Source organism: Hymenobacter siberiensis (assembly GCF_018967845.1).
GTDB lineage: Bacteria > Bacteroidota > Bacteroidia > Cytophagales > Hymenobacteraceae > Hymenobacter > Hymenobacter siberiensis.
The window spans coordinates 2135374-2155545 of record NZ_JAHLZZ010000001.1; the positions used below are offsets into that span (position 1 = coordinate 2135374).

Annotated in this window: 16 protein-coding genes, 1 tRNA gene and 1 pseudogene; 7 read left to right on the top strand and 11 right to left on the bottom strand. The window is 59.8% G+C overall.

Annotated features, from left to right (window positions below):
- The first annotated feature begins 61 nt into the window (after nt 1-61).
- Complete coding sequence (locus KQ661_RS09190) at nt 62-1129, top strand: fatty acid desaturase family protein (protein WP_216680347.1); 1068 nt, start codon at nt 62-64, stop codon at nt 1127-1129.
- Nucleotides 1130-1256: 127 nt separating this feature from the next.
- Here the strand turns inward: KQ661_RS09190 and KQ661_RS09195 are convergent, their stop codons facing one another.
- The 3 genes from KQ661_RS09195 to KQ661_RS09205 form a co-directional block, all read right to left on the bottom strand.
- Complete coding sequence (locus KQ661_RS09195) at nt 1257-1469, bottom strand: IS4 family transposase (protein ID WP_216680348.1); 213 nt, start codon at nt 1467-1469, stop codon at nt 1257-1259.
- Entirely contained in the window at nt 1466-2716 is a 1251-nt protein-coding gene (locus tag KQ661_RS09200) for an IS4 family transposase (RefSeq protein WP_216686243.1), read from the bottom strand. The genes KQ661_RS09195 and KQ661_RS09200 overlap by 4 nt, the downstream gene beginning before the upstream one ends.
- Before the next feature lie 126 nt (nt 2717-2842).
- The gene (locus KQ661_RS09205) at nt 2843-3676 is read right to left on the bottom strand and encodes an alpha/beta fold hydrolase (RefSeq protein WP_216686244.1); all 834 of its coding nucleotides are present in this window, start codon (nt 3674-3676) and stop codon (nt 2843-2845) included.
- 829 nt (nt 3677-4505) lie between these two features.
- Between KQ661_RS09205 and rpsA the strand changes: the two are divergent.
- The 3 genes and pseudogenes from rpsA to cphA all read left to right on the top strand — a co-directional run.
- A pseudogene (gene rpsA, locus KQ661_RS09210) lies at nt 4506-6311 on the top strand (30S ribosomal protein S1); the annotation flags it as partial.
- Between the two features lie 546 nt (nt 6312-6857).
- Nucleotides 6858-6928, top strand: a tRNA-Cys gene (locus tag KQ661_RS09215).
- A gap of 169 nt (nt 6929-7097) precedes the next feature.
- A complete protein-coding gene (cphA, locus tag KQ661_RS09220) occupies nt 7098-9725 on the top strand; it encodes a cyanophycin synthetase (protein WP_216680351.1) in 2628 nt (875 codons plus the stop codon).
- A 146-nt stretch (nt 9726-9871) separates the two neighbouring features.
- Here cphA and KQ661_RS09225 read toward each other — a convergent pair whose 3' ends face one another.
- Nucleotides 9872-10822: a hypothetical protein gene (locus KQ661_RS09225; RefSeq protein ID WP_216680353.1), complete on the bottom strand. Its 951-nt coding sequence runs from the start codon at nt 10820-10822 to the stop codon at nt 9872-9874.
- Nucleotides 10823-10947: 125 nt separating this feature from the next.
- Between KQ661_RS09225 and KQ661_RS09230 the strand changes: the two genes are divergently transcribed.
- Both KQ661_RS09230 and kdsA read left to right on the top strand, forming a co-directional pair.
- Entirely contained in the window at nt 10948-11556 is a 609-nt protein-coding gene (locus KQ661_RS09230; RefSeq protein ID WP_216686245.1) for a methyltransferase domain-containing protein, read from the top strand.
- 100 nt (nt 11557-11656) lie between these two features.
- Complete coding sequence (gene kdsA / locus KQ661_RS09235) at nt 11657-12514, top strand: 3-deoxy-8-phosphooctulonate synthase (protein ID WP_216686246.1); 858 nt, start codon at nt 11657-11659, stop codon at nt 12512-12514.
- Between the two features lie 110 nt (nt 12515-12624).
- On the opposite strand, the gene KQ661_RS09240 is transcribed toward kdsA, so the two are convergent.
- Together KQ661_RS09240 and apaG are read right to left on the bottom strand one after the other, a co-directional pair.
- The gene (locus KQ661_RS09240; RefSeq protein ID WP_235726952.1) at nt 12625-13404 is read right to left on the bottom strand and encodes an O-methyltransferase; all 780 of its coding nucleotides are present in this window, start codon (nt 13402-13404) and stop codon (nt 12625-12627) included.
- Between the two features lie 94 nt (nt 13405-13498).
- Nucleotides 13499-13885, bottom strand: coding sequence for a Co2+/Mg2+ efflux protein ApaG (gene apaG / locus KQ661_RS09245; protein WP_168674439.1), 387 nt, complete (start codon nt 13883-13885; stop codon nt 13499-13501).
- Between the two features lie 115 nt (nt 13886-14000).
- Between apaG and KQ661_RS09250 the strand changes: the two genes are divergently transcribed.
- Nucleotides 14001-14663, top strand: coding sequence for a uracil-DNA glycosylase (locus KQ661_RS09250; protein ID WP_216680356.1), 663 nt, complete (start codon nt 14001-14003; stop codon nt 14661-14663).
- Between the two features lie 192 nt (nt 14664-14855).
- Here the strand turns inward: KQ661_RS09250 and lepB are convergent, their stop codons facing one another.
- From lepB to KQ661_RS09275, 5 genes are all read right to left on the bottom strand, one after another.
- Entirely contained in the window at nt 14856-16007 is a 1152-nt protein-coding gene (gene lepB, locus KQ661_RS09255) for a signal peptidase I (RefSeq protein WP_216680357.1), read from the bottom strand.
- Between the two features lie 95 nt (nt 16008-16102).
- Nucleotides 16103-16822 carry a 4-hydroxy-tetrahydrodipicolinate reductase gene (dapB, locus tag KQ661_RS09260; protein ID WP_216680358.1) on the bottom strand — a complete coding sequence of 240 codons (720 nt, stop codon included), beginning with the start codon at nt 16820-16822 and terminating at the stop codon, nt 16103-16105.
- Between the two features lie 60 nt (nt 16823-16882).
- On the bottom strand, nt 16883-17614 hold the full coding sequence (locus KQ661_RS09265) for a DUF5683 domain-containing protein (RefSeq protein ID WP_216680359.1): 732 nt from the start codon (nt 17612-17614) through the stop codon (nt 16883-16885).
- A gap of 79 nt (nt 17615-17693) precedes the next feature.
- Nucleotides 17694-18677, bottom strand: a complete 984-nt coding sequence (locus KQ661_RS09270; RefSeq protein WP_216680360.1) for a ParB/RepB/Spo0J family partition protein — start codon at nt 18675-18677, stop codon at nt 17694-17696.
- A gap of 594 nt (nt 18678-19271) precedes the next feature.
- Nucleotides 19272-20078 (bottom strand): ParA family protein, encoded by an 807-nt coding sequence (locus KQ661_RS09275; protein ID WP_168674432.1) that lies wholly within the window; start codon nt 20076-20078, stop codon nt 19272-19274.
- Between the last annotated feature and the right edge of the window lie 94 nt (nt 20079-20172).

Sequence of the window (20172 nt, forward strand, 5' to 3'; positions counted from 1 at the left end):
TTTGGTCGGGCAGGGTTGAGGCGAAGTACATTTGTCCTTCATCATCCCCCAATTCCTGTCCATGGCCTTACCCAAATTCGCTGCCACCCGCTCGTTTCACACCGAGCTGAAAACCCGGATAAATCAATACTTTGAAGAATCCGGCCGGCCAATGACGGGTAATGCCAGCCTCTTGTTCAAGGCGATATTGCTGGTCGGCATCATGGTGGCGCTCTACGTGCATCTCGTATTCTTCACGCCTGCTACCGGCTGGGCCTTGCTCGAATGCGCCTTGCTGGGCTGCGTTATCGCGGCTATCGGCTTCAACGTGATGCACGACGGGGCCCACGGTAGCTTCTCGCGCTACCCCTGGATGAACCGCATCGCGGCTTACACGCTCGGCGTGCTCGGCGGCAGCCCCTACATGTGGAACTCCAAGCACAACCTCATCCACCACACCTACACTAACATTGAGGGCCACGACGACGACATCAACATCCAGCCCTGGATGCGGATGACCCCCGACCAGCCCAAGCACCCGTTGCACCGCTACCAGCACCTCTACTTCTGGGCCCTTTACTGCATGCTCTACACGTCCTGGATTTTCGCCATGGACTACCAGAAATACTTCACCCGTCAAATCGGCGCCATCGGCCTCAAACCAATGAATACCGGCGAGCACGTCAGCTTCTGGGGCTTTAAAGTCCTGAACCTCCTGCTCTATGTGGCTCTGCCCATCTACATGGTTGGCTTCCTGCCCTGGTTTGCCGGCTTTATGCTGAGCACTGCCGTTGCTGGCCTGGTCCTGAGTATGGTATTCCAGCTGGCCCACACTGTGGAAGATGCCGCTTTCCCCATGCCCCACGCCACCACTGGCAAGCTCGAAGACGAGTGGGCCATCCATCAAGTACGCACCACGGCCAACTTTGCTACCGATAACAAAGTGGTTAGCTGGCTGGTAGGCGGCCTCAATTTCCAGATTGAGCACCACCTGTTCCCCAAGATTTCGCACGTGCACTACCCCGCCATCAGCAAGATTGTGCAGCAGGTGTGCGATGAGTTCGATGTGAAATACAATAACTACGCCCGTACCCGCTCGGCCGTCGTGTCGCACGTCATGTTCCTGCGCCAGATGGGCCGCGCCGCGTAGAGACGCATATTTGCGTCTCGTCGTTGAACGATAACAGAAGAACAGAAAAGGCCCCGACGCAATTGCGTCTTGTCCTTACCCAAAACTCAAAAAGCGCCGGCCGGTAGGTCGGCGCTTTTTTTGTCTGTCATTCGTCTAGTAGTTGGGCGGCCCTGTTGACCCCCTCCACGAGCAGGCGCAGGCTCCGGCGGCCGAGCCAGAGGCTTTGCCAGCCGGGCGGCCCGTCGCCTGTGCGGCCCAGGTGGCCGCCGAGTGCGGCCAGGGCCAGGTAGACCTCGCGCACCGTGGTCAGCGGGCGCCGGCGCTGGTGGCGCAGCACCCGCAACTCATTGGTCGTCAAGCCGGCGGATTCGGCGGGGCATCCGGTTCCAGCCGACTTTTCTCGCGCAGGTCCACCAGCGCCAGCGCCACCACGCTGAGCAGGGCCACGGCGGCGAAGAGCCGGTGGGCGGTTTGCAGTTGCAGCTTTTCGGCCCCCAGCCCCGTTTTTAGAGCCTTGTGGAAGTCCTCAATCAGCCAGCGGCTCGCGTACTGGCGGGCGCAGGTCAGGGCCTGGGCGAAGTCGGTGACGGGCTGGTCGCTGAGCAGCAGCCACTCCAGGCCGGGCCCTGCGGCGTCCGGGCCCCGTTCTTCCCAGACCCGCACCAGACCGACGGGCACTGGTTCGCCCTTGCCGGTGGCCCCGCCCGGCCGCTGCGGGGCCCGCAGGGCCAGGGCCAGGGTGAAACTGACCTGCAACACCACCTCGCGGGCCGGCTGGCGGGGCCGCCCGCGCAGGGCCAGCACGAACGTGCCGGCGCTGGGTTGGGCCCGCGCCGAGGCGAAGAGGCGGCCGGCCGGCGTTTTGGCCGCCCCGGCTACCAGGGCCCGGTTTTGGGCGGCCTGCACCACGAAGCCCAGCCCCTGGGCCTGGCACTGCTGTAGGTGCTCGTAAATGTCGGCCCCGCGGTCGGCCACCACCACCCAGCGGGCCCCTGGCGGCGGACTGCCGACCGCCCGCAGGCTCTGGGTCCACAGGGCCGATTCGCGCACGCGGCCCTGGCGGGGGCGCGAGCCGCCGTTCGGGTGCGCTTTTTCGGCTTCGGGCACGGGCTGGCGCACGTGATACTGCTGGTCGAGCAGGCCCAGCAGCGGCAAGGCGGGCCGTTTGGCCGTCGGGTTCGGGTCCTGCGCCGGCCAGGCGGCGGCCACCAGCGAGTGCAGCAGAACGCCCTGGCTCGTGGCCTTGCCTGGCCCGACCGGCCCGAGGCCCGCCCGGCGCTCGGCCGCTTCGGGCCAGCTCAGCTCCGTGGTGTCCTCGACCAGCAGGTACGTGCCGGGGGCCTGCAGCTGCTGTGCAACCACTTGACGGTGATGGATTTGCAGAACATCGGGGGTGGCCTGGGCGTGGCCCAGTAGCTGGTAGGCGGCCTTACCGGCGTAGACCTGCCCCTGGCTCAGGCGCGGAATACTGGCGCCGGGCTCGCGCGCCCAGCCCGCCGCCAGCGTACATACCCGCCGGCTGCGACGCACGTCGCCGAGCGACACCCCCTCAAAATGCGTGTGCGCCCACTGCTGCGCGTTGCCAAAACCGGTTGAAATGCTCATGCCCGCAAGCTACCAACCGCCTACAAAAAGAGCGCCGGCCTCTCGGCCGGCGCTCTTCAAAAGTTTTGGGTAAGGACAAGACGCAATTGCGTCGGGGCCTTTTGCATTGTTGCGAAACAGCTTTTGCTAACCAATAAAGGCCAGCAGGTCAGCCGTCAGCTTGTCCTTCTCGGTGAAGAACAGGCCGTGAGGCGCACCTTCATACACCTTCAGCTCCGCGCCAGCCACCATTTTGGCCGTGCGCTCGCCGCTTACCGCGAAGGGCACCGTCTGGTCCTTGTCGCCGTGAATCACGAGCGTAGGCACGGTCACCTTTTTCAGGTCGTCGCGGAAGTCTGTACCCGAGAATGAGGTTACGCAGTCGTCGGTGGCGTTGGGCGCGGCCAGCGTGGTCACCGTCTGGTTCCAGTTCAGTACGGCCTGGCTCACGGGGTGGCTAATCATGCTCTGGCCGTAAAAATCCTTGGCGAAGCTCTCCAGGAAAGCAAACCGGTCCTTGAGAATGCCCTCGTGCATGCCGTCGAATACTTTCTGCGGCACGCCGTCGGGGTTGTCGCCGGTTTGCAGCATGAAAGGCGTCACGGCGCTCACGAAGGCCACGCGGGCCAGCCGCTCCTGCCCGTAGTTGCCGATGTAGCGGGCAATTTCGCCGCCGCCCATCGAGAAGCCCACCAGCGTCACGCTGGTTAGGTCGAGTTCGGTCAGCAGCGCGTTCAGGTCCGAAGCCAGCGTGTCGTAGTCGTAGCCGCCCCACGGACGCGACGAACGGCCGAAACCGCGCCGGTCGTAGGCAATCACGCGCTTGCCGGCCTTCGCCAGCGCCACCGCCTGATGCTCCCACATGGTATGGTCGAGCGGCCAGCCGTGAATGAGCACTACCGGTGCACCTTGGCCCCAATCTTCGTAAAAAATCTGGACCGGATGCCCAGCTGCGTCGTTGCCTGCTTTGATGTAAGCCATTAGAAGAAGTTTTTTGTGAATTGACTTCTTCCTCTACTCTATGGTATCGAGCTAGGTTGCGTGGTACAAGAGTAAGATTGTGGCTTCCGACAATAATAAGCTGTAGCTCCTTTGTTTGCGCTGCTCAAATTTTTGAAGGATGATTAGCAACAACTTGTTTTCAAATTCCTGCAGGCTTGGGCCCGCATCCTGCCACTGAACACTTATCCTTCGTCCGGTATCCGGGTCTCGCTGCATGATAGAAGACAGGTGTATATCACATCCGAAAGCACCCCGCAGTTCGTTATTTCATAGAAATAGTAGGTCTGACTGATGGGCGAAAACACCACAAAGTCCTGCTGAACAGCAGTTCCGAGCGGATACTTCCGGTACCCATCGCTCGACCACCCATTTGTAGCGCTGTCGAGGGGAAAATTGGGGATGCTACGGCCGATTAGGTTCGTCAGGGAGTCAGCGTTTGTTCGAAATGTGCCTTCCCGGTATAATTGAATAATGCGTGCCTCTGCAAGTCGGTAGCTATTAGTGTGAAGATTATAAAAACTGCGAACGGCACTATTGTACGCACTGCAACCTGTCAGCCCAGCAATAGAGCAAGTGCAGTATGAGAAGATATGGAAGTAGCGCATAGCGGCTGAAAGGGTGCGTAAATGTAGGAATAGCTAGGGTGCTGGCCGAATAAGTTGTTAGCAAAACCGTCTGAAAACCCGTACCTTTGCGCCCCCGCCAGGGTGGCGGGCCTTGGTGCACAACGGCAAGGTGTTCAATAAGAACCGCGAATTGGCCCGGGTACCGGCCTTCTCGTTTATCTAAGCGGTACCCAAAAGCTATTATGGCAGAATTGATTGACGATTTCGACTGGGATAATGTCGGAGCCACCGGTTTTGGTGGAAACTACTCGGCCGACCAGCGCGCCGAGATGGAGCAGATGTACGGCGACACGCTGACCACTGTCCAGGAAGAAGAAGTAGTGACGGGTACCGTGGTTGGCATCACCGACCGCGACGTAATCCTGAACATCGGCTTCAAATCCGATGGTCTGGTGTCGATTACTGAATTCCGCGACCTGCCCGACTTGAAAATCGGTGACACGGTGGAGGTATTCATCGAAGACCAGGAAGACATCAACGGCCAGCTCATCCTGAGCCGTAAGAAAGCTAAAATCAAGCAGGCCTGGAAGGCTATTTACGATGCCCTCGAGCTGGATACCATCCTCGAAGGTGTAGTGAAGCGTCGCACCAAAGGCGGCCTCATCATGGAGCTCGACGGCGTAGAAGCCTTCCTGCCCGGCTCGCAAATCGACGTGAAGCCCATCCGTGACTTCGACATTTATGTTGGTCGTCGCATGGAAGTGAAAGTGGTGAAAATCAACTCCGCTTTCGACAACGTAGTGGTTTCGCACAAAGTACTCATCGAGAAAGACCTCGAGAAGCAGCGTGAGGCTATCCTGAACAACCTTGAGAAAGGCCAGATTCTGGAAGGCAACATCAAGAACATGACCAACTTCGGCGTGTTTATCGACCTCGGCGGTGTCGACGGTCTGCTGCACATCACGGACATCTCGTGGGGCCGCATCGCTCACCCGAGCGAAGTGCTGACCCTGGACCAGAAACTGAACATCGTAGTATTGGACTTCGACGAAGCCAAGAAGCGTATCAGCCTCGGTCTGAAGCAGCTGACTCCTCACCCGTGGGATTCGCTGCCGGCCGACCTGCAGCCGGGCTCCAAAGTATCGGGCCGCATCGTGAACGTGGCCGACTATGGCGCTTTCATGGAAGTGGTACCCGGTGTGGAAGGCCTCATCCACGTTTCGGAAATGAGCTGGAGCCAGCACCTGCGCAACCCGCAGGACTTCATCAAGCAGGGCGACACGGTAGAAGCGCAGATTCTGACGCTCGACCGCGAAGACCGCAAGATGAGCCTCGGCATCAAGCAATTGACCGAAGACCCGTGGACCCGTGGCGATTTCGCCGACAAGTACGCCGTGGGCAGCAAGCACAGCGGCCTCGTGCGCAACCTGACCAACTTCGGCCTGTTCGTTGAGCTGGAAGAGGGTGTGGACGGCCTCGTGCACGTTTCCGACCTGTCGTGGACCAAGAAAATCAAGCACCCATCGGAAATGGTGAAGGTGGGCGATAAGCTGGACGTAGTAGTGTTGGAGCTGGACCTCGGCGCTCGTCGCCTGGCCCTGGGCCACAAGCAGCTGGAAGAAAACCCCTGGGATACTTTCCAGACGGTGTTCACCCCCGGCTCGGTACACAAGGCTACCATCACCGAGAAGTCGGAGCGTGGCGCGGTACTCGAATTGCCTTACGGCATCGAGGGCTTCGCTTACCCCAAGTCGTTGGTGAAAGAGGATGGCTCGAACGCCGAGAACGGCGAGCAGCTGGACTTCCGCGTAACGGAGTTCTCGAAGGATGACCGCCGCATCGTGCTTTCGCACACGGCTGTGTTTGACAAGGCTGCCGCTGCTGAAGACGATAGCCGTAACTCCAAGTTCAAGAAGAAAACCAACACCAAAGCGGGCGAAACCCAGGGTGAAGGCAAAATCAGCGACTTGAAGAAGACGGAAGAGAAGTCGACCCTCGGCGACCTCGACGCCCTGAGCGCCCTGCGCGACCAGATGATGGGCAACGAGCGCAAGGCTGGTGAGCAGAAGCTGAAAGCTGCTGCTGCTACCAAGCCTGCCGACGTTCCCGCCGCTGGCCCCGACAACGCCCAGGCGCTGGAGGACGGTGCTGCCGCTGGCAAAGGTGCTACCGCTGGTGCTACGCCGGAGGCTGCCGCTAAGGCTGCTGCCACCATCGAAGGCACTGCTCCTGCTGCCGCCGAAGCCGCTCCCGCTGAAGCTGCTGAGGAAGGTAGCCTGCTGGCCGGTATCACCGGTGCTGCTGCTGCTGCCCTCGACACCGTGAAGCACGCCGCTGCCGACGCTGTAGACGCTGTGACGCACTCGGAAGCTTTCCACAAGGCTTCGGAAGTAGCCGGTGACCTGGTGGACAAGGCCAAAGGCCTGGTTGCCGGTGACGACGCTGCCGACAAAAAAGACGACGAAGCCAAAGCCTAACCGCCTAGCTTAGTTGCAGAAAGGAGCCCCGGCGCATGCGCCGGGGCTTTTTTTGTGCCGAAACCTTGCCCAGCCCAAACCGGCTGCTTACCTTTGCTCTCCCAAAAGACCACTACTGGTGACGTGACCGAGTGGCTAGGTAGAGGTCTGCAAAACCTCCTACGGCGGTTCGAATCCGCCCGTCACCTCAGCAGCAATGCTTCGAAAAGCCCCATTTGCCACCCGGCCGATGGGGCTTTTTTCGTGGATAATGGGGCGGGTGGCGGGTTTTGGCCGCATTATGCCTACATTTCGTAGCCAAGCTGGGCCATTGGCCGTACTTGCGCCTGAACTCCGACTTTTACCACCCCATCCCTTATGAAGATTGTTGACCTCCGCACCATGCGCGGGCCGAGCTACTGGTCTGTGAAGCACCATAAGCTCATCGTTGCCAAAGTTGATTTACAGGAGTTTGCCGGCCAGTGGTCGAATGCCGTGCCGGGGTTTGCCGGGCGGCTGATGAAGCTATTTCCCAACATCGGGACCGTGCAGCCGGGCGGCATGAGCGGTAAGCAGGCCGCCAAGCACCAGCCCCTGACCCTGGAGGCGCTGAACGATGGCGAGCCGCTGGGCTACGTTATCCAGCATGTAGCGCTGGAGCTGCAGCGGCAGGCCGCCATGCTCGTGTATTGGGGCAAGAGCTACCCGGCGCAGGAGGAAGGGGTGGAGTACGTGGTATTTGCCTACCAGGAGGAGCGCGCTGGCCGCCGCGCCGCCGAGGCTGCCGTGGAAGTGGTAGAAGCCGTATGTCGCAAGGAAAAGGTGGATTTGAAGCCCATCATCACCGAGCTGCACGAAATCCGAGAAGATGAATTCTTCGGGCCGAGCACCTACAGCATCGTGGCGGAGGCCGCTTCGCGCAACATTCCCTATATCCAGCTCAAGAACACCAGCATCATTCAGCTGGGCTACGGCGTGAACCAGCGCCGCATCTGGGCTACCACCACCAGCCTGACTTCGCACGCGGGCGTGGAAGTGGCCGGCAATAAGAACCGCACCAAGGCAATGCTGAATGATGCGGGCGTGCCCGTGCCGCGCGGCACCACCGTGTATTCGGAGGCGGGCCTGCGCGATGCCATCGACGAACTGGGCTTCCCCATCGTGACCAAGCCGCTCGACGGCAACCACGGCAAGGGCGCCACTATCCGCATCATGAACTGGAAAGATGCCGCCGAGGGCCTGAAAGCTGCGCAGGTGTACTCGCGGGCCGTGATTGTGGAGCAGTTTATCGAAGGCTTCGACTTCCGCCTGCTGGTGGTGAACGGCAAGCTCATTGCTGCTGCCAAGCGCACACCGGCCGCCGTGACCGGCGACGGCAAAAGCACCATTCAGAAGCTCATTGATGAGGTAAACAAGGACCCGCGCCGGGGCATTGGCCACGAAAAGGTGCTCACCAGCATCAAGGCCGACAAGCACACGCTGGATATTCTCAAAGCCCGCAAGCTGACGCTGAAATCGGTGCTGCCCGCCGGCGAAATCCTATACCTGAAAAGTACGGCCAACATCAGCACCGGGGGCACTGCCACCGACGTGACCGACCAGATGCACCCTTACAACGTGCTGATGGCCGAGCGCGCCGCCGGCATCGTGGGTCTCGACATCTGCGGCATCGACCTGATGGCCACCGATATTGCTATTCCGCTGAACGAGAGCCGGGGTGCGGTGATTGAGGTGAATGCCGCGCCCGGCTTCCGCATGCACATCGCGCCCACTGAAGGCCTGCCCCGCAACGTGGCCGCGCCGGTGGTGGATATGCTGTTTCCGCGCGGCAGCACGGCCCGTATTCCGATTATTGCCGTGACCGGCACGAACGGCAAAACCACCACCACGCGCCTAATTGCGCATCTTGTGGCCAGCAAGGGCTATAAAGTCGGCTTCACCACCACCGACGGCATCTACATCCAGGGCGTGCAGCTGCAAACCGGCGACTGCACCGGCGGCCAGAGCGCCGAGTTTGTGCTAAAGGACCCCACGGTGAACTACGCCGTGCTCGAAACGGCGCGTGGCGGCATGTTGCGCTCGGGCCTGGGCTTCCATAGCTGCGACATTGCAGTGGTGACCAACGTGGCGGCCGACCACCTCGGCATGCGCGACATCTACACCGTGGAGGAAATGGCCGCCGTGAAGGGCGTGCTGCCTCGCACGGTGCGCAAAAACGGTTGGGCTGTGCTCAACGCCGACGACGACCTGGTGTACGCCATGGCCCGCACTGTAGATTGCCGCGTGGCCCTGTTCAGCATGAACGAGCACAACCCGCGTATTCTGGAGCACGTGGAGGCCGGCGGCGTGGCGGCGGTGTACGAGGAAGGCTATGTCACGATTTACCGCAACAGCTACAAGCTGCGCATCGACCGGGCCGCCGAGTTTCCGGTGACGTTTGAAGGCCGGGCGGGCTTCAACATTGAGAACTGTCTGGCGGCGGCACTGGCCGGCTACCTGGCCGGGTTTGAGAGCGATGACATCAAAACCGCGTTGCGCACCTTCGTACCCTCGGCCACGAAAACGCCGGGCCGCATGAACGTCTATAAATTCCCCAAGTTCGACGTGATTGTGGACTACGCCCATAACACGGCGGGCATTACCAAATTCGCCGAGTTCATGGAAGCTACGCCGGCCACGCACAAAATCGGGGTGGTATCGGGCCTGGGCGACCGCCGCGACGAGGATACGCTGGGCTTTGCCCGCATCGCGGGCCGCATCTTCGATGAAGTTATTCTGCGCCAGGACCGCGACCTGCGCGGTAAGACGAAGGAATTCCTGCGTGAAATCATGGAGCGCGGCCTGCGCCTCGACAAGCCCGACCTGAAAATTACCTACATCGAGAAGGAGCCCGATGCCATCGCCCACGTGCTAAAAACGGCCCCGCAAGGCGCAGTTATCACGCTGTTTGCTGAGGATATTGCCGCTGCTACAGCTCAGCTGGATGAGTTCGAGCGAGCTGTCTGAACCGCGGATTTATCGGATTCGTCGGATTTTGTGGCCGATTTAGGTCATCAAAAAAGGCTGCCGATTGGCAGCCTTTTTTGATGACTGTGGGTATTCGGTATACGTTGAAAATCGGCAACAAAATCCGACGAATCTGCGGTTCAGACTTATTTGAGCGTGAACGTCGTCTTACCCATCAGCTGGCCGCTCTCATACAGCTCCACCGTGTGCAGGCCCTTCTTGTACTCGGCCCCTTTGGCATACACAAATTCCAGTTTCTGCTTGGTGTTGTCGTACACCACGTCCTGCTTTTGGGTGTAGAAAGCCTCTTGGCCGTCCACGGTGAAGGTGCCGCCGCCGGTGCTCAGGTTGTAGAGGGCCGCGCCATCGGGCTCCAGAATGCGCAGGTAGATTGCTTTGGTTTCTTTGGGCGATACGTCGTTGCGGGCCAGGTTGGCAGTGATTTTGACTTTCTCCACGCGCTTGGCTTTGAACTCCTCCTTATCGTCCTCCTTCTCCTTGTTTTTGGAGGTGATGATGGCGACGTGGATGTTGTCGGCCTGCAGGCGCGAGGCCACGCCCACTTTCTCGGCCAGCTCCTTATTGCTGCGCACCACCGTGCTGATGGTGTCGGTCAAGCGGTTCTGCTTTTCCTTGAGGGTGGTGGTTTCGGTGTAGAGCGACTCGTTGTCCTTCTTCAGTTGGGCAATGTCGTCGTCCTTTTTGCGCAGCTGGCCTTCCAGGTTCTGGGCGCGCTTCTTGAACAGATTTTGCTGGGCAATAGAAAAGCTGCCGGCCTTAAAGGAGCGCAGCTTCAGCAGGTCGGCATTCACGCCGGCGATTTTGGATTCGAGCGAGTCGTTGCTCAGGCCCAGTGCCTGCAGCTCTGAGCTTTGGCGCTCAAAATCAGCCTTCAGGGCTTCGTACTGCTTGATTTGCTCCTGAAGCTTGCTGTCCTTGGCTTTTACTTCGGTAGTCAGTACTTCGTTCTGCTGGCCTTTCTGCTGGTTGAGGTAAAACAGAACGCCGTTGATGCCTAGGAGCACCAGCACGAGGGCTACCCAAAGGAGGACGCGGCTGTTGTTGGAGCGGGGTTCGGGGGTTTCGTTCGGGTCCATGCGGGAATAGTTAAGCGAGAGTAGCGGGAAAAAAATCAAGGATGGTGGCGCGGTGCGCCGCGTACCTTTGGCGTAAAAATAGGGGACTTTATTGCCCTGGCAAGTTTATTCTATACTTCGGCCACATGGAAACGGTTTCTGCGAACTTCGATGCGGCCTACTGGCAAGCACGTTACGCTGCCGGCCGCGACGGGTGGGATGCCCACACCATTACCCCGCCGCTGCGCGATTATTTCGACCAGCTCGATGTGGCCGCGCAGCCGCGCATCCTCATTCCCGGAGCCGGCCGGGCCTACGAGGCCGAATATCTGCACCAGCTGGGTTTCCAGCAGGTATTCGTGGCCGATATTGCCCCGGAAGCCCTGGCGGCGCTGGCCGCCCGCGTACCCGAATTTCCCCGGGAACACCTGCTGCTGGCTGACTTCTTTGCCCTGCCCAACGCCCCGGCCTACGATTTAATTGTGGAGCAGACCTTTTTCTGCGCCCTCAACCCCGCGTTGCGCCCGGCGTATGCCCGCCAGTGCACCCACCTGCTGCGGCCCGGTGGTACGCTCATGGGCCTGCTATTCGATACCGATTTCGGCCCCGTGCAGGAGCCGCCGTTCGGTGGCAGCCGGGAAGAATACCGGGCGTACTTCGCGCCCTACTTTGCGTTTCGCCATTTCGAAACGGCTACCAATTCGCTCAAGCCCCGGCAGGGGCGGGAGCTGTTTATTTGTCTGAAGAAGAAATAGGTTGTAGCGCGAAGCGGAAGCTTCGCGTCCGGCCGCGTCACTTGCCAATTTGTTCTACGCTCCGCGAAGCTTCCGTTTCGCGCTACATCCCCCAAAACCCATGCTCCAAGCCCTCGCCAACACCCTCCCGCACTTCCGCCACACCAACTCCGGTCAGTTCTTCCTCATGGCCGGCCCCTGCGTCATCGAGGGCGAGGACATGGCCCTGCGCATTGCCGAGCGCATCAAGCACATGACGGATAAGTTCCAGATTCCCTTCATTTTCAAGGGCTCGTACCGCAAGGCCAACCGCTCGCGGCTGGACTCGTTCACCGGCATTGGCGATGAAACGGCGTTGCGCATTCTGCAAAAAGTAGGGCGTGAAATCGGCGTGCCCACGGTCACTGACATTCACGAATCGACCGAGGCTGCGCTGGCCGCCGAGTACGTGGACATGCTCCAGATTCCGGCCTTCCTGTGCCGGCAAACTGATTTGCTGGTAGCCGCCGCCCAAACCGGCAAAGTGGTTAACATCAAAAAAGGCCAGTTTCTGAGCGGCGAGGCCATGAAATGGGCTGTGGACAAGGTGCGCCAGGCCGGTAATCCCAACGTCATCCTCACCGAGCGCGGTAATTCCTTCGGCTATTCCGAGCTGGTGGTTGATTTCCGTAACCTGCCCACCATGCGCCGCTTCGAGGTGCCCGTGGTGATGGACGTGACGCACTCGCTGCAACAGCCCAACCAGGCCAGCGGCGTGACCGGCGGCCAGCCCGCCCTCATCGAAACCATTGCCAAAGCCGCCATTGCCGTAGGAGCCGATGGCCTGTTCATCGAAACCCACCCTACGCCCGCCACGGCGCTCTCCGACGGGGCCAACATGCTGCCGCTCGACCAGCTCGAAGCCCTGCTGCAAAAGCTGACGCGCGTGCGCCAGGCCATTCAGGACCGGGGCGAGGTGGAGCTGAACCAGCTGCCGTAGCCTTGTGCCGTGGACTCTGCGAATCCGCGCGTGGGCCAGTCTGCGCAGGCATCAGTTCAGAATATTCGTCCACGCGCGGACTCGCAGAGTCCACGGTACACACGGTACAATTATACCCGCAGCGAGAAATGCTGCTTGGGCTGGTTCTTCCGAAAAAAGACCAATCCGACGTAAAACAAATCTACTGTCACCGTCACGTCGGGGTGGATTTTGATGGCCTCCCAGGCCCGCTCCATTTCCTCCGACCAGTGAATGTCGTCGAACACAAACACCGATTCGTCGGTGCGGTGGGCCAGGCATAGCTCGAAGTAGCGTAGCGTGGGCTCGTAGCGGTGGTTGCCATCGAAAAAGGCAAAGTCCACGGGTTTGCCCAACGCCGCCAGGGTGGGAGCGAGGGTGTCATCAATATTGCCCTCCACAATGCGCACATTGCCGATGCTGAGCGCCGCAAAGGTTTCGCGGGCCACGGCCGCTACGTTGGGGCAGCCCTCGAAGGTGATGACGGGATGGCGCGAGTCGGCGGCGGCCAGGTAGGCCGTGGTGAGGCCCAGGGAAGTGCCCAACTCCAGAATGGTAGCGGGCCGGAAATAATTGACCAGCCGAAACAGCAGCTGCGCCAGATGGGCCGGCTTTGCTGCCGTGCGGGCAATGTCGGCCACACGCCGCTGCCTGCCCGCGCCGGTGTGCGAGCCCGCCCCCAAATCGGTAACGCTGATGCTGGTCGGGCTGCCGAGTAATTGCTGCCGCCGCGCCTCAATGGCCCCGTAGGTCCCGTAGGTGCCCTCGTGCCGAACGGCCGAAGTGTATAGGCCGAACACGAACGGCGAGTGTAGGCCATGGGCATTGCCCGAACGAAGCCAGAAGCGGAGGTAGGCGAGGAGTTGAAACAACCTGATTTTAGCTGTTAGCTTTCAGCTGCTAGCCGTTAGCTACTGCTGCCATCAGCAGGACAAAGCTAACAGCTAATGGCTGCCAGCTAATAGCTCAGTTAAGACGATACGGAACCATCAGGGTGAACTCCGGGATTTCTACCGTGAATTCCTGGCCGTTGGCCAGGCGCTCCATGAGGTAGGTGCCGCACATTTTACCCACGCCCGATTTCAGATTGCAGCCGCTCACGTACTGGTGCGACTCGCCGGGCTCCAGCACGGGCTGGCGGCCTACCACGCCTTCGCCCTCTACTTCGCGCACCACCCCATTGGCATCGTGGATGTGCCAGTGGCGGCGCAACAGCTTCACGGTGAACTCGCTGTCGTTGCGAATATCGATTTTGTAGGCGAATACAAAATGCTCCTGGCCGGGGCTGGAGTAGTCGGGCAGGTAATTGGTCGTAACCGAAACGGTGACGCCTTGCGTAGTGGTGGTGGGCATAATCGGCGGAGCTAAAAGGTAGCTGCGGGCGTAACAGCCGCCCGCCAGAATTGGTTTTACGCAAATTTGGCTCCAGAACGCCGCACAAATCCCGTTTATTTTCTCAAAAACTTCAATGGTAAAGATAGCCGAAAGCTGGCGGCCCGTATTGGCCGCCGAGTTCGAAAAGCCTTATTTTCAGCGCCTCATCGCGTTTGTGAAAGGCGAATACGCCACGGCCACGGTTTACCCGGCGGGCTCCAATATTTTCCACGCCTTCGAGGCCACGCCGTTCGATAAGGTTAAGGTCGTAATTCTGGGGCAGGACCCGTACCACGGCAAAAATCAGGCGCACGGCCTGTCGTTCTCGGTGCAGGAGGGGCAGCGCACGCCGCCCTCACTCATCAATATTTTCAAGGAGCTGCAAGCCGATATCCCCGGCACGGCCCCCGCGCCCAACGGCAACCTCGACCGCTGGGCCGAGCAGGGTGTGCTGCTCCTGAACGCCACGCTCACGGTGCGCGCCACCGAGCCGGCCTCGCACCAGAAAAAAGGCTGGGAAGAATTTACTGATGAGATTATTCGCAAGGTTTCCAACGAGAAGGAGCACGTCGTGTTCATCCTCTGGGGCGCTTACGCGGGCAAGAAGTTGGAGCTCATTGATGAGCGCAAGCACTTGGTTATAAAATCAGTACATCCTTCTCCCTATGCGGCCGATAAGGGTTTCTTCGGTAGCAAGCCTTTCAGCAAAGCCAATGCCTGGCTGGTAGAGCACAAGTTGGCGCCGGTGAAATGGTAAAGGGAGTTAAGTAGTCAGTCATCAGTCATCGGTAGTCAGACAGAAATCAATTGACTGATTCCTAAATAGCTGAAATCTGACTACTGAATACTCATTACTGACTACCTACTTAAGAGTTAAAAGTGAGGAGTTAAGAGTTAGCAGGAATGGCCCTGGCAACTCTTGACTCCTCACTTTTAACTCTCAACTGACCTAATGAATGATATTGAACAAGCGGCTCCAGCGGATTTTGTGCCAGAAGTCGGCGTTGGGGTCCGTTGAGAGCCAGATGAGGACGGCTTTGCCCACGACGTGGTCTTCGGGTACGAAGCCCCAGAAGCGCGAATCTTCCGAATTGTGGCGGTTGTCGCCCATCATCATGTAGTAGTTCTGCTTCAGGGTGTAGCTGGTGAGCATTTTACCGTTCTGGTAAATCATGCCATCCTGCCAGGTAATGCCTTCGTTATGCTCGTAGCGGGCCACTATCTTGAAGTAGATGGCGGCGTTGGCGGGGGAGAGGGCAATGGTCTGGCCCTTTTTGGGGATGGGCAGCGGGCCGTAGTTGTCGAGGTTCCAGTTGCGCGGGGTGGCGCTTATGGCCATCGAGCCGTGGAAATCGGCCACGTCGGGGAATAGCATAACCTGCGGCTGGAGCACCGTCATGTCCTTCACGTAGGGCTGCTTTTTGAAGTAATCGGCCGCCGTCTGCGTGCAGCTGATGGTGTAGCCGTAGGTGCCCTGGGTGGGGCCGGGCACGGCCTGGGGCATGCCGCCGGGCTGGTCGTAGTCGACCACGCCTTGGGCGCGCAGGGCGGCCAGCACCTCATCGTTGGGGTTGTCGACCTGCATGAAGTACGTGGTTTGCAGGCCGGGAGGCGTCACGCCGGGCTTCCCGTTGAGGAATACCTTGCCGTCTCTGATTTCGAGGGTATCGCCGGCCACGGCCACGCAGCGCTTGATGTAGTTGGTGCGCAGGTCGGCGGGGTATTGCGTTTCGTGGGGCACATGGAACACCACCACGTCGTTGCGCTTGATTTCCGAGAAGCCCGGCAGCCGGAACGTGGGCAGCTGGATGAGGTCGGAATAGCTTTTCATGCCCGTGCCCCAAAGGGTTTGGTGCGTGAGGGGCACCTGCAAGGGCGTTTGGGGCGTGATGGGGCCGTAGTGCAGCTTGCTCACAAACAGGTAGTCGCCCACCAGCAGCGACGATTCCATGCTGGGCGAGGGAATCGTGTACGCCTCAAACGTGGCCCAGCGAATGAGCGTGGCGGCCACGATGGCAAAAATCAGCGAATCGGCCCATTCGCGGGTTTTCGTTTTGGTCGGCTGGGGCGGAGTGGTGGGGTCGGTTTTGAGCAGGGACATGGGGGGAGCAAGCTTGGGCTTGGCAATGAATATCAGTCAAAGAAACGTAGCAGAATGCCGGGGCCGCGCAGCGCCAGCCTCTAAAGCCGGAAGGACTACAAATCCAGCAGCTCTTTCATTCCGAAAACGCCCGGGCGGCCGGGCAGCCACTCGGCCGCTAGCAGGGCCCCCAGGGCAAATCCTTCGCGGCTGTGGGCCTCGTGCTTCAGCTCCAGCGTATCCACGTCGGAGGTGTAGGTGACGATGTGCGTACCCACCGCGTCGCCGGTGCGCTCGCTGATGATGGCCAGCTCGGCGGGCAGTTCGGTGGGGGCGTTGCGCCAGGTGGTTTTGGTGGGGAAGTGGCGCAGGATACCTTCGGCCGCCGTGAGGGCGGTGCCGCTGGGCTGGTCGATTTTCTGGGTGTGGTGAATTTCGCGCATGGCCACGTCATAGCTGCCGTACTGCGCCATTTTGGCCGCGATGTACTCGTTGAAGTGGAAGAACAGGTTCACACCCACGCTGTAGTTGGAGGCGTAGAACAGGCTGCCATCCAGCTGGGTGGTAAGGGCGCGGGCTTCCTCAAAATGATGCAGCCAGCCTGTAGAGCCGCACACCACGGGAATACCCTGCCCCAGGCAGGTCATCACGTTGGCAAAAGCCGAGTCAGGGTGGGTGAATTCGATGGCAACGTCGACGGTTTCCGGCGTGAAATCGCGGATGTTCGACTGGCTGGCGTGCGGGTCCACAATGCCCGTAATTTCGTGCCCGCGCTGGGCGGCCAGCGCGCCAATGGTCTGGCCCATTTTGCCGTAGCCGATGAGGAGAATTTTCATTTGTTTAGGTAGTCGGAATGCAGTAACTGGCAGATGGAGAGGGGAAAGTGGCCGGAATGCTTATTTCACCCGCAGCGCAAACATGACGCCCGGGGCCGTGGGCAGGAAGCTCGTTTGCCCGGGCACGGCTAGCATGCGGGGTTCCCAGTGCAGGCTCAGGTCATCGCTCACGTCAAAATCCTGGAGGTGGGCATCAACCAGCGCATCCACGATTTGCAGGCCGTAGGCCAGGCCAATGTAGAGGTAGAAAATGTCGCGGTAGCCCCGGTAGAATATCACGCCGCTGTTGAGACCCTCTCTGCTACGCACTAGTTCAGCACCGCTTTTAAATTCCGGGTCGAGTACTTTTTTTCGGCCGGACGTTACCTCATTGTAGGCGTAGGCAAAATCATGGTAGTGCTTTTGGTAATACCATTCGCCGTAAATCACACCGCCCAACGCACCGTACACCAGCGGCAGCTTCCAGTAGCGGTGGTTGTAAATCTGGCCCGCGCCGGGTAGCACTAGGGCCAGCATGGCCGCCTTGCCGGGCCGCGTAAGGCGGATGCCTTTGAAACCAAAGGCGCGGAACATGTGCTCGGTGCGCTTGGCCGAGTCGGCGGCGGCTTTCTGCCTCTTGGCGGCGGGCGTCACCACCACTTCCCGGCGCTCGGTGGTGTCGGCCAGAATGGCGGCCGGGGTACGAGTGGGCGCCGGGTTCGGGTCGAATACCTGCGCGTAGCCAGCGTGGCTGGCCAGCAGGCTACCCAGAAGCAACCCAGCAAAGGCCAGAAAGGAAATCCGTTTTTTCATAACAAACCAGCTAACGGCAAGGGCCGGTATTTAGCGTGCTCCGCGCCCCCTAACGGGCGCGGGCACCAATACGGACGGGTTACGATGGCTGCAGAATGTGCAGAATGCGCTGCATATCCTCCACCGAATCGAAGGCGATTTTGATTTCGCCGTTGCCCTTGGGCGTGGGGCGCACCTGCACGCGCGAGCCAAACCGGTCGGTGAGGTGGCGCTCGGCGCGGCGGATTTCGGCCACCGGCACGGCGGGCGGCGCGGGCGTGGCATCGCCGTCGGTCTTGGGCTTGGCCTCGGTGCCGTTGCGGCCGTAGCCGTTGCGCACCAGCTCCTCCACGCGGCGCACGGAGAGCTCCTCGGCCACGGTTTTGCGAAACAGCTCGACCTGCAGCTTGGCATCGTCGAGGCCGATGAGGGCGCGGGCGTGGCCCATGCTGATTTCGGCATCGCGCAGGCCAATCTGCACATCGGGCGGCAGCTTCAGCAGGCGCAGGTAGTTGGTCACGGTCGTGCGGTTCTTGCCTACGCGGTCGCCCAGCTCTTCCTGGCGCAGGTTGCACTCGCTCAGCAGGCGCTGGTAGCTGAGGGCAATTTCGATGGCATTCAGGTTTTCGCGCTGAATGTTCTCAATCAGGGCCATTTCCAGCATCTGCTGGTCGTCGGCCTTGCGGATGTAGGCGGGAATCGTATCCAGGCCGGCCAGTTTGGAGGCCTGCAGGCGGCGCTCGCCGCTGATGAGCTGGTAGGAGTTGGTGCCGAGCTGGCGCAGCGTTACGGGCTGAATAATGCCCTGAATTTTAATACTGTCGGCCAGTTCCTGCAGCGCTTCCTTATCGAAGTGCGTGCGGGGCTGGTAGGGGTTGGCCTCGATGTGCTCGACGGAAATGAAGCCCACCGAATTGACGGGGTGCGACACGAGCCGGTCGCCGGAGTTGGGCCGGTCGCCTTTTTTCTCGTAGCTGCCTTCAATCAGGGCGTTGAGGCCCCGGCCCAGCCCGCTCTTGCGTTTCACTGCGGCGGCGGCGGCCAGGGCAGCTTGCAATTTCTCTTCGTTCTTCTCTAAAGCCATAGTTCATCGGCCGGGCCCATAAAAGGCACTCGGCAACGGATGTCAAAATTACGGATTGTTGGGCGAAGGGCAAGCCGATAAGTTTGGGGCGAGCGGTTGAGGTTGAAATTAGGCTTTAATACAGTTAGATTTGAGCCCCAGCGGGGCGGCATATCGGTAGCAAAACCAGGGCGTGAGAATGGCGAAGCCCCAGCGGGGCGACACTCGTTCAACGAATGCCGCCCCGCTGGGGCTTTAAGAATCTGGAGAAGCTGGAGTTGCTACCGATATGTCGCCCCGCTGGGGCTTTTCAACTGCTCAGATTATCTTTATAGAGGTTCTACATCAGTTGGGAATCGGCTCCATTGGCGCCAAAGTGATGCATCATCAGATTGTTTCTCTGTGGCATTCCTTCCATTCCAAGCCCGATTCAGATGGGAATAGACGTGGGCGATATCAATTTGGAGTTCAATCTCGCCGTATTCACAGTTGTTATACAGTTTTTTGCACAAGTTTGATAGATGCTCTTGCGCATCCTCTAACTCGTACATAAAAGTTGCCCAAGCAGCCGGGTCGGTTCGTCTATCAATCATAATCTGAACCGAAAATCAAACCCTAAATCCGCTCGTCCTCCGCCGTTTCCTCGGTGGCTTCCACGCTGTTCTTTTCCACGATTTCGCGGGCCAGGTTGAGGTAGCTGATAGAGCCTTTACTCTCGGCATCGTGCAGGATGACGGGGATGCCGAAGCTGGGCGACTCGCTCAGCTTCACGTTGCGGGGAATGATGGTATCGAAGGCCAACTGCTGGAAGTGCATGCGCACTTCCTCCACCACCTGGTTGCTGAGGCGCAGGCGGACGTCGTACATCGTGAGCAGAATGCCTTCGATTTCGAGTTCGGTGTTGAGGCGGCTCTGAATAATTTTGATGGTATTCAGGAGCTTACCCAAGCCCTCCAAGGCGAAATATTCGCACTGCACCGGGATGATAACCGAATGCGCCGCCGTAAGGGCGTTGACGGTGATGAGGCCGAGCGAGGGCGAGCAGTCGATGATGATGAAATCGTACTCGTCGGCGAGGGGGCGCAGGGCCTCCTTCATTTTCTCCTCGCGGTTGGGCAGGTTTATCATCTCCACCTCGGCCCCCACCAGGTCGATGTGGGAGGGCATGAGGTCGAGGTGGGGCAGAATGTTGGTGGGCACAATGATGTCGCGGGCATTAATGCCGTCCACCATGCACTCGTAGATGCTGTTCTGGATGTCCTTGGGGTCGTAGCCCACGCCCGAAGTGGCGTTGGCCTGGGGGTCGGCGTCGACGAGCAGGGTCCGGTAGTCCAGGGCGGCCAGGGACGCCGCGAGGTTAATGGAGGTAGTGGTTTTGCCCACGCCGCCTTTCTGATTGGCTACCGCGATGATTTTTCCCATTGGAGTTAGTTTCTAGTTTCTGGTTTCTAGTCGCTTGTTAATGGTCGTTTTGGGTGCTGGCCCACTGAGCCCGCACTACTAAACAAGAAACCAG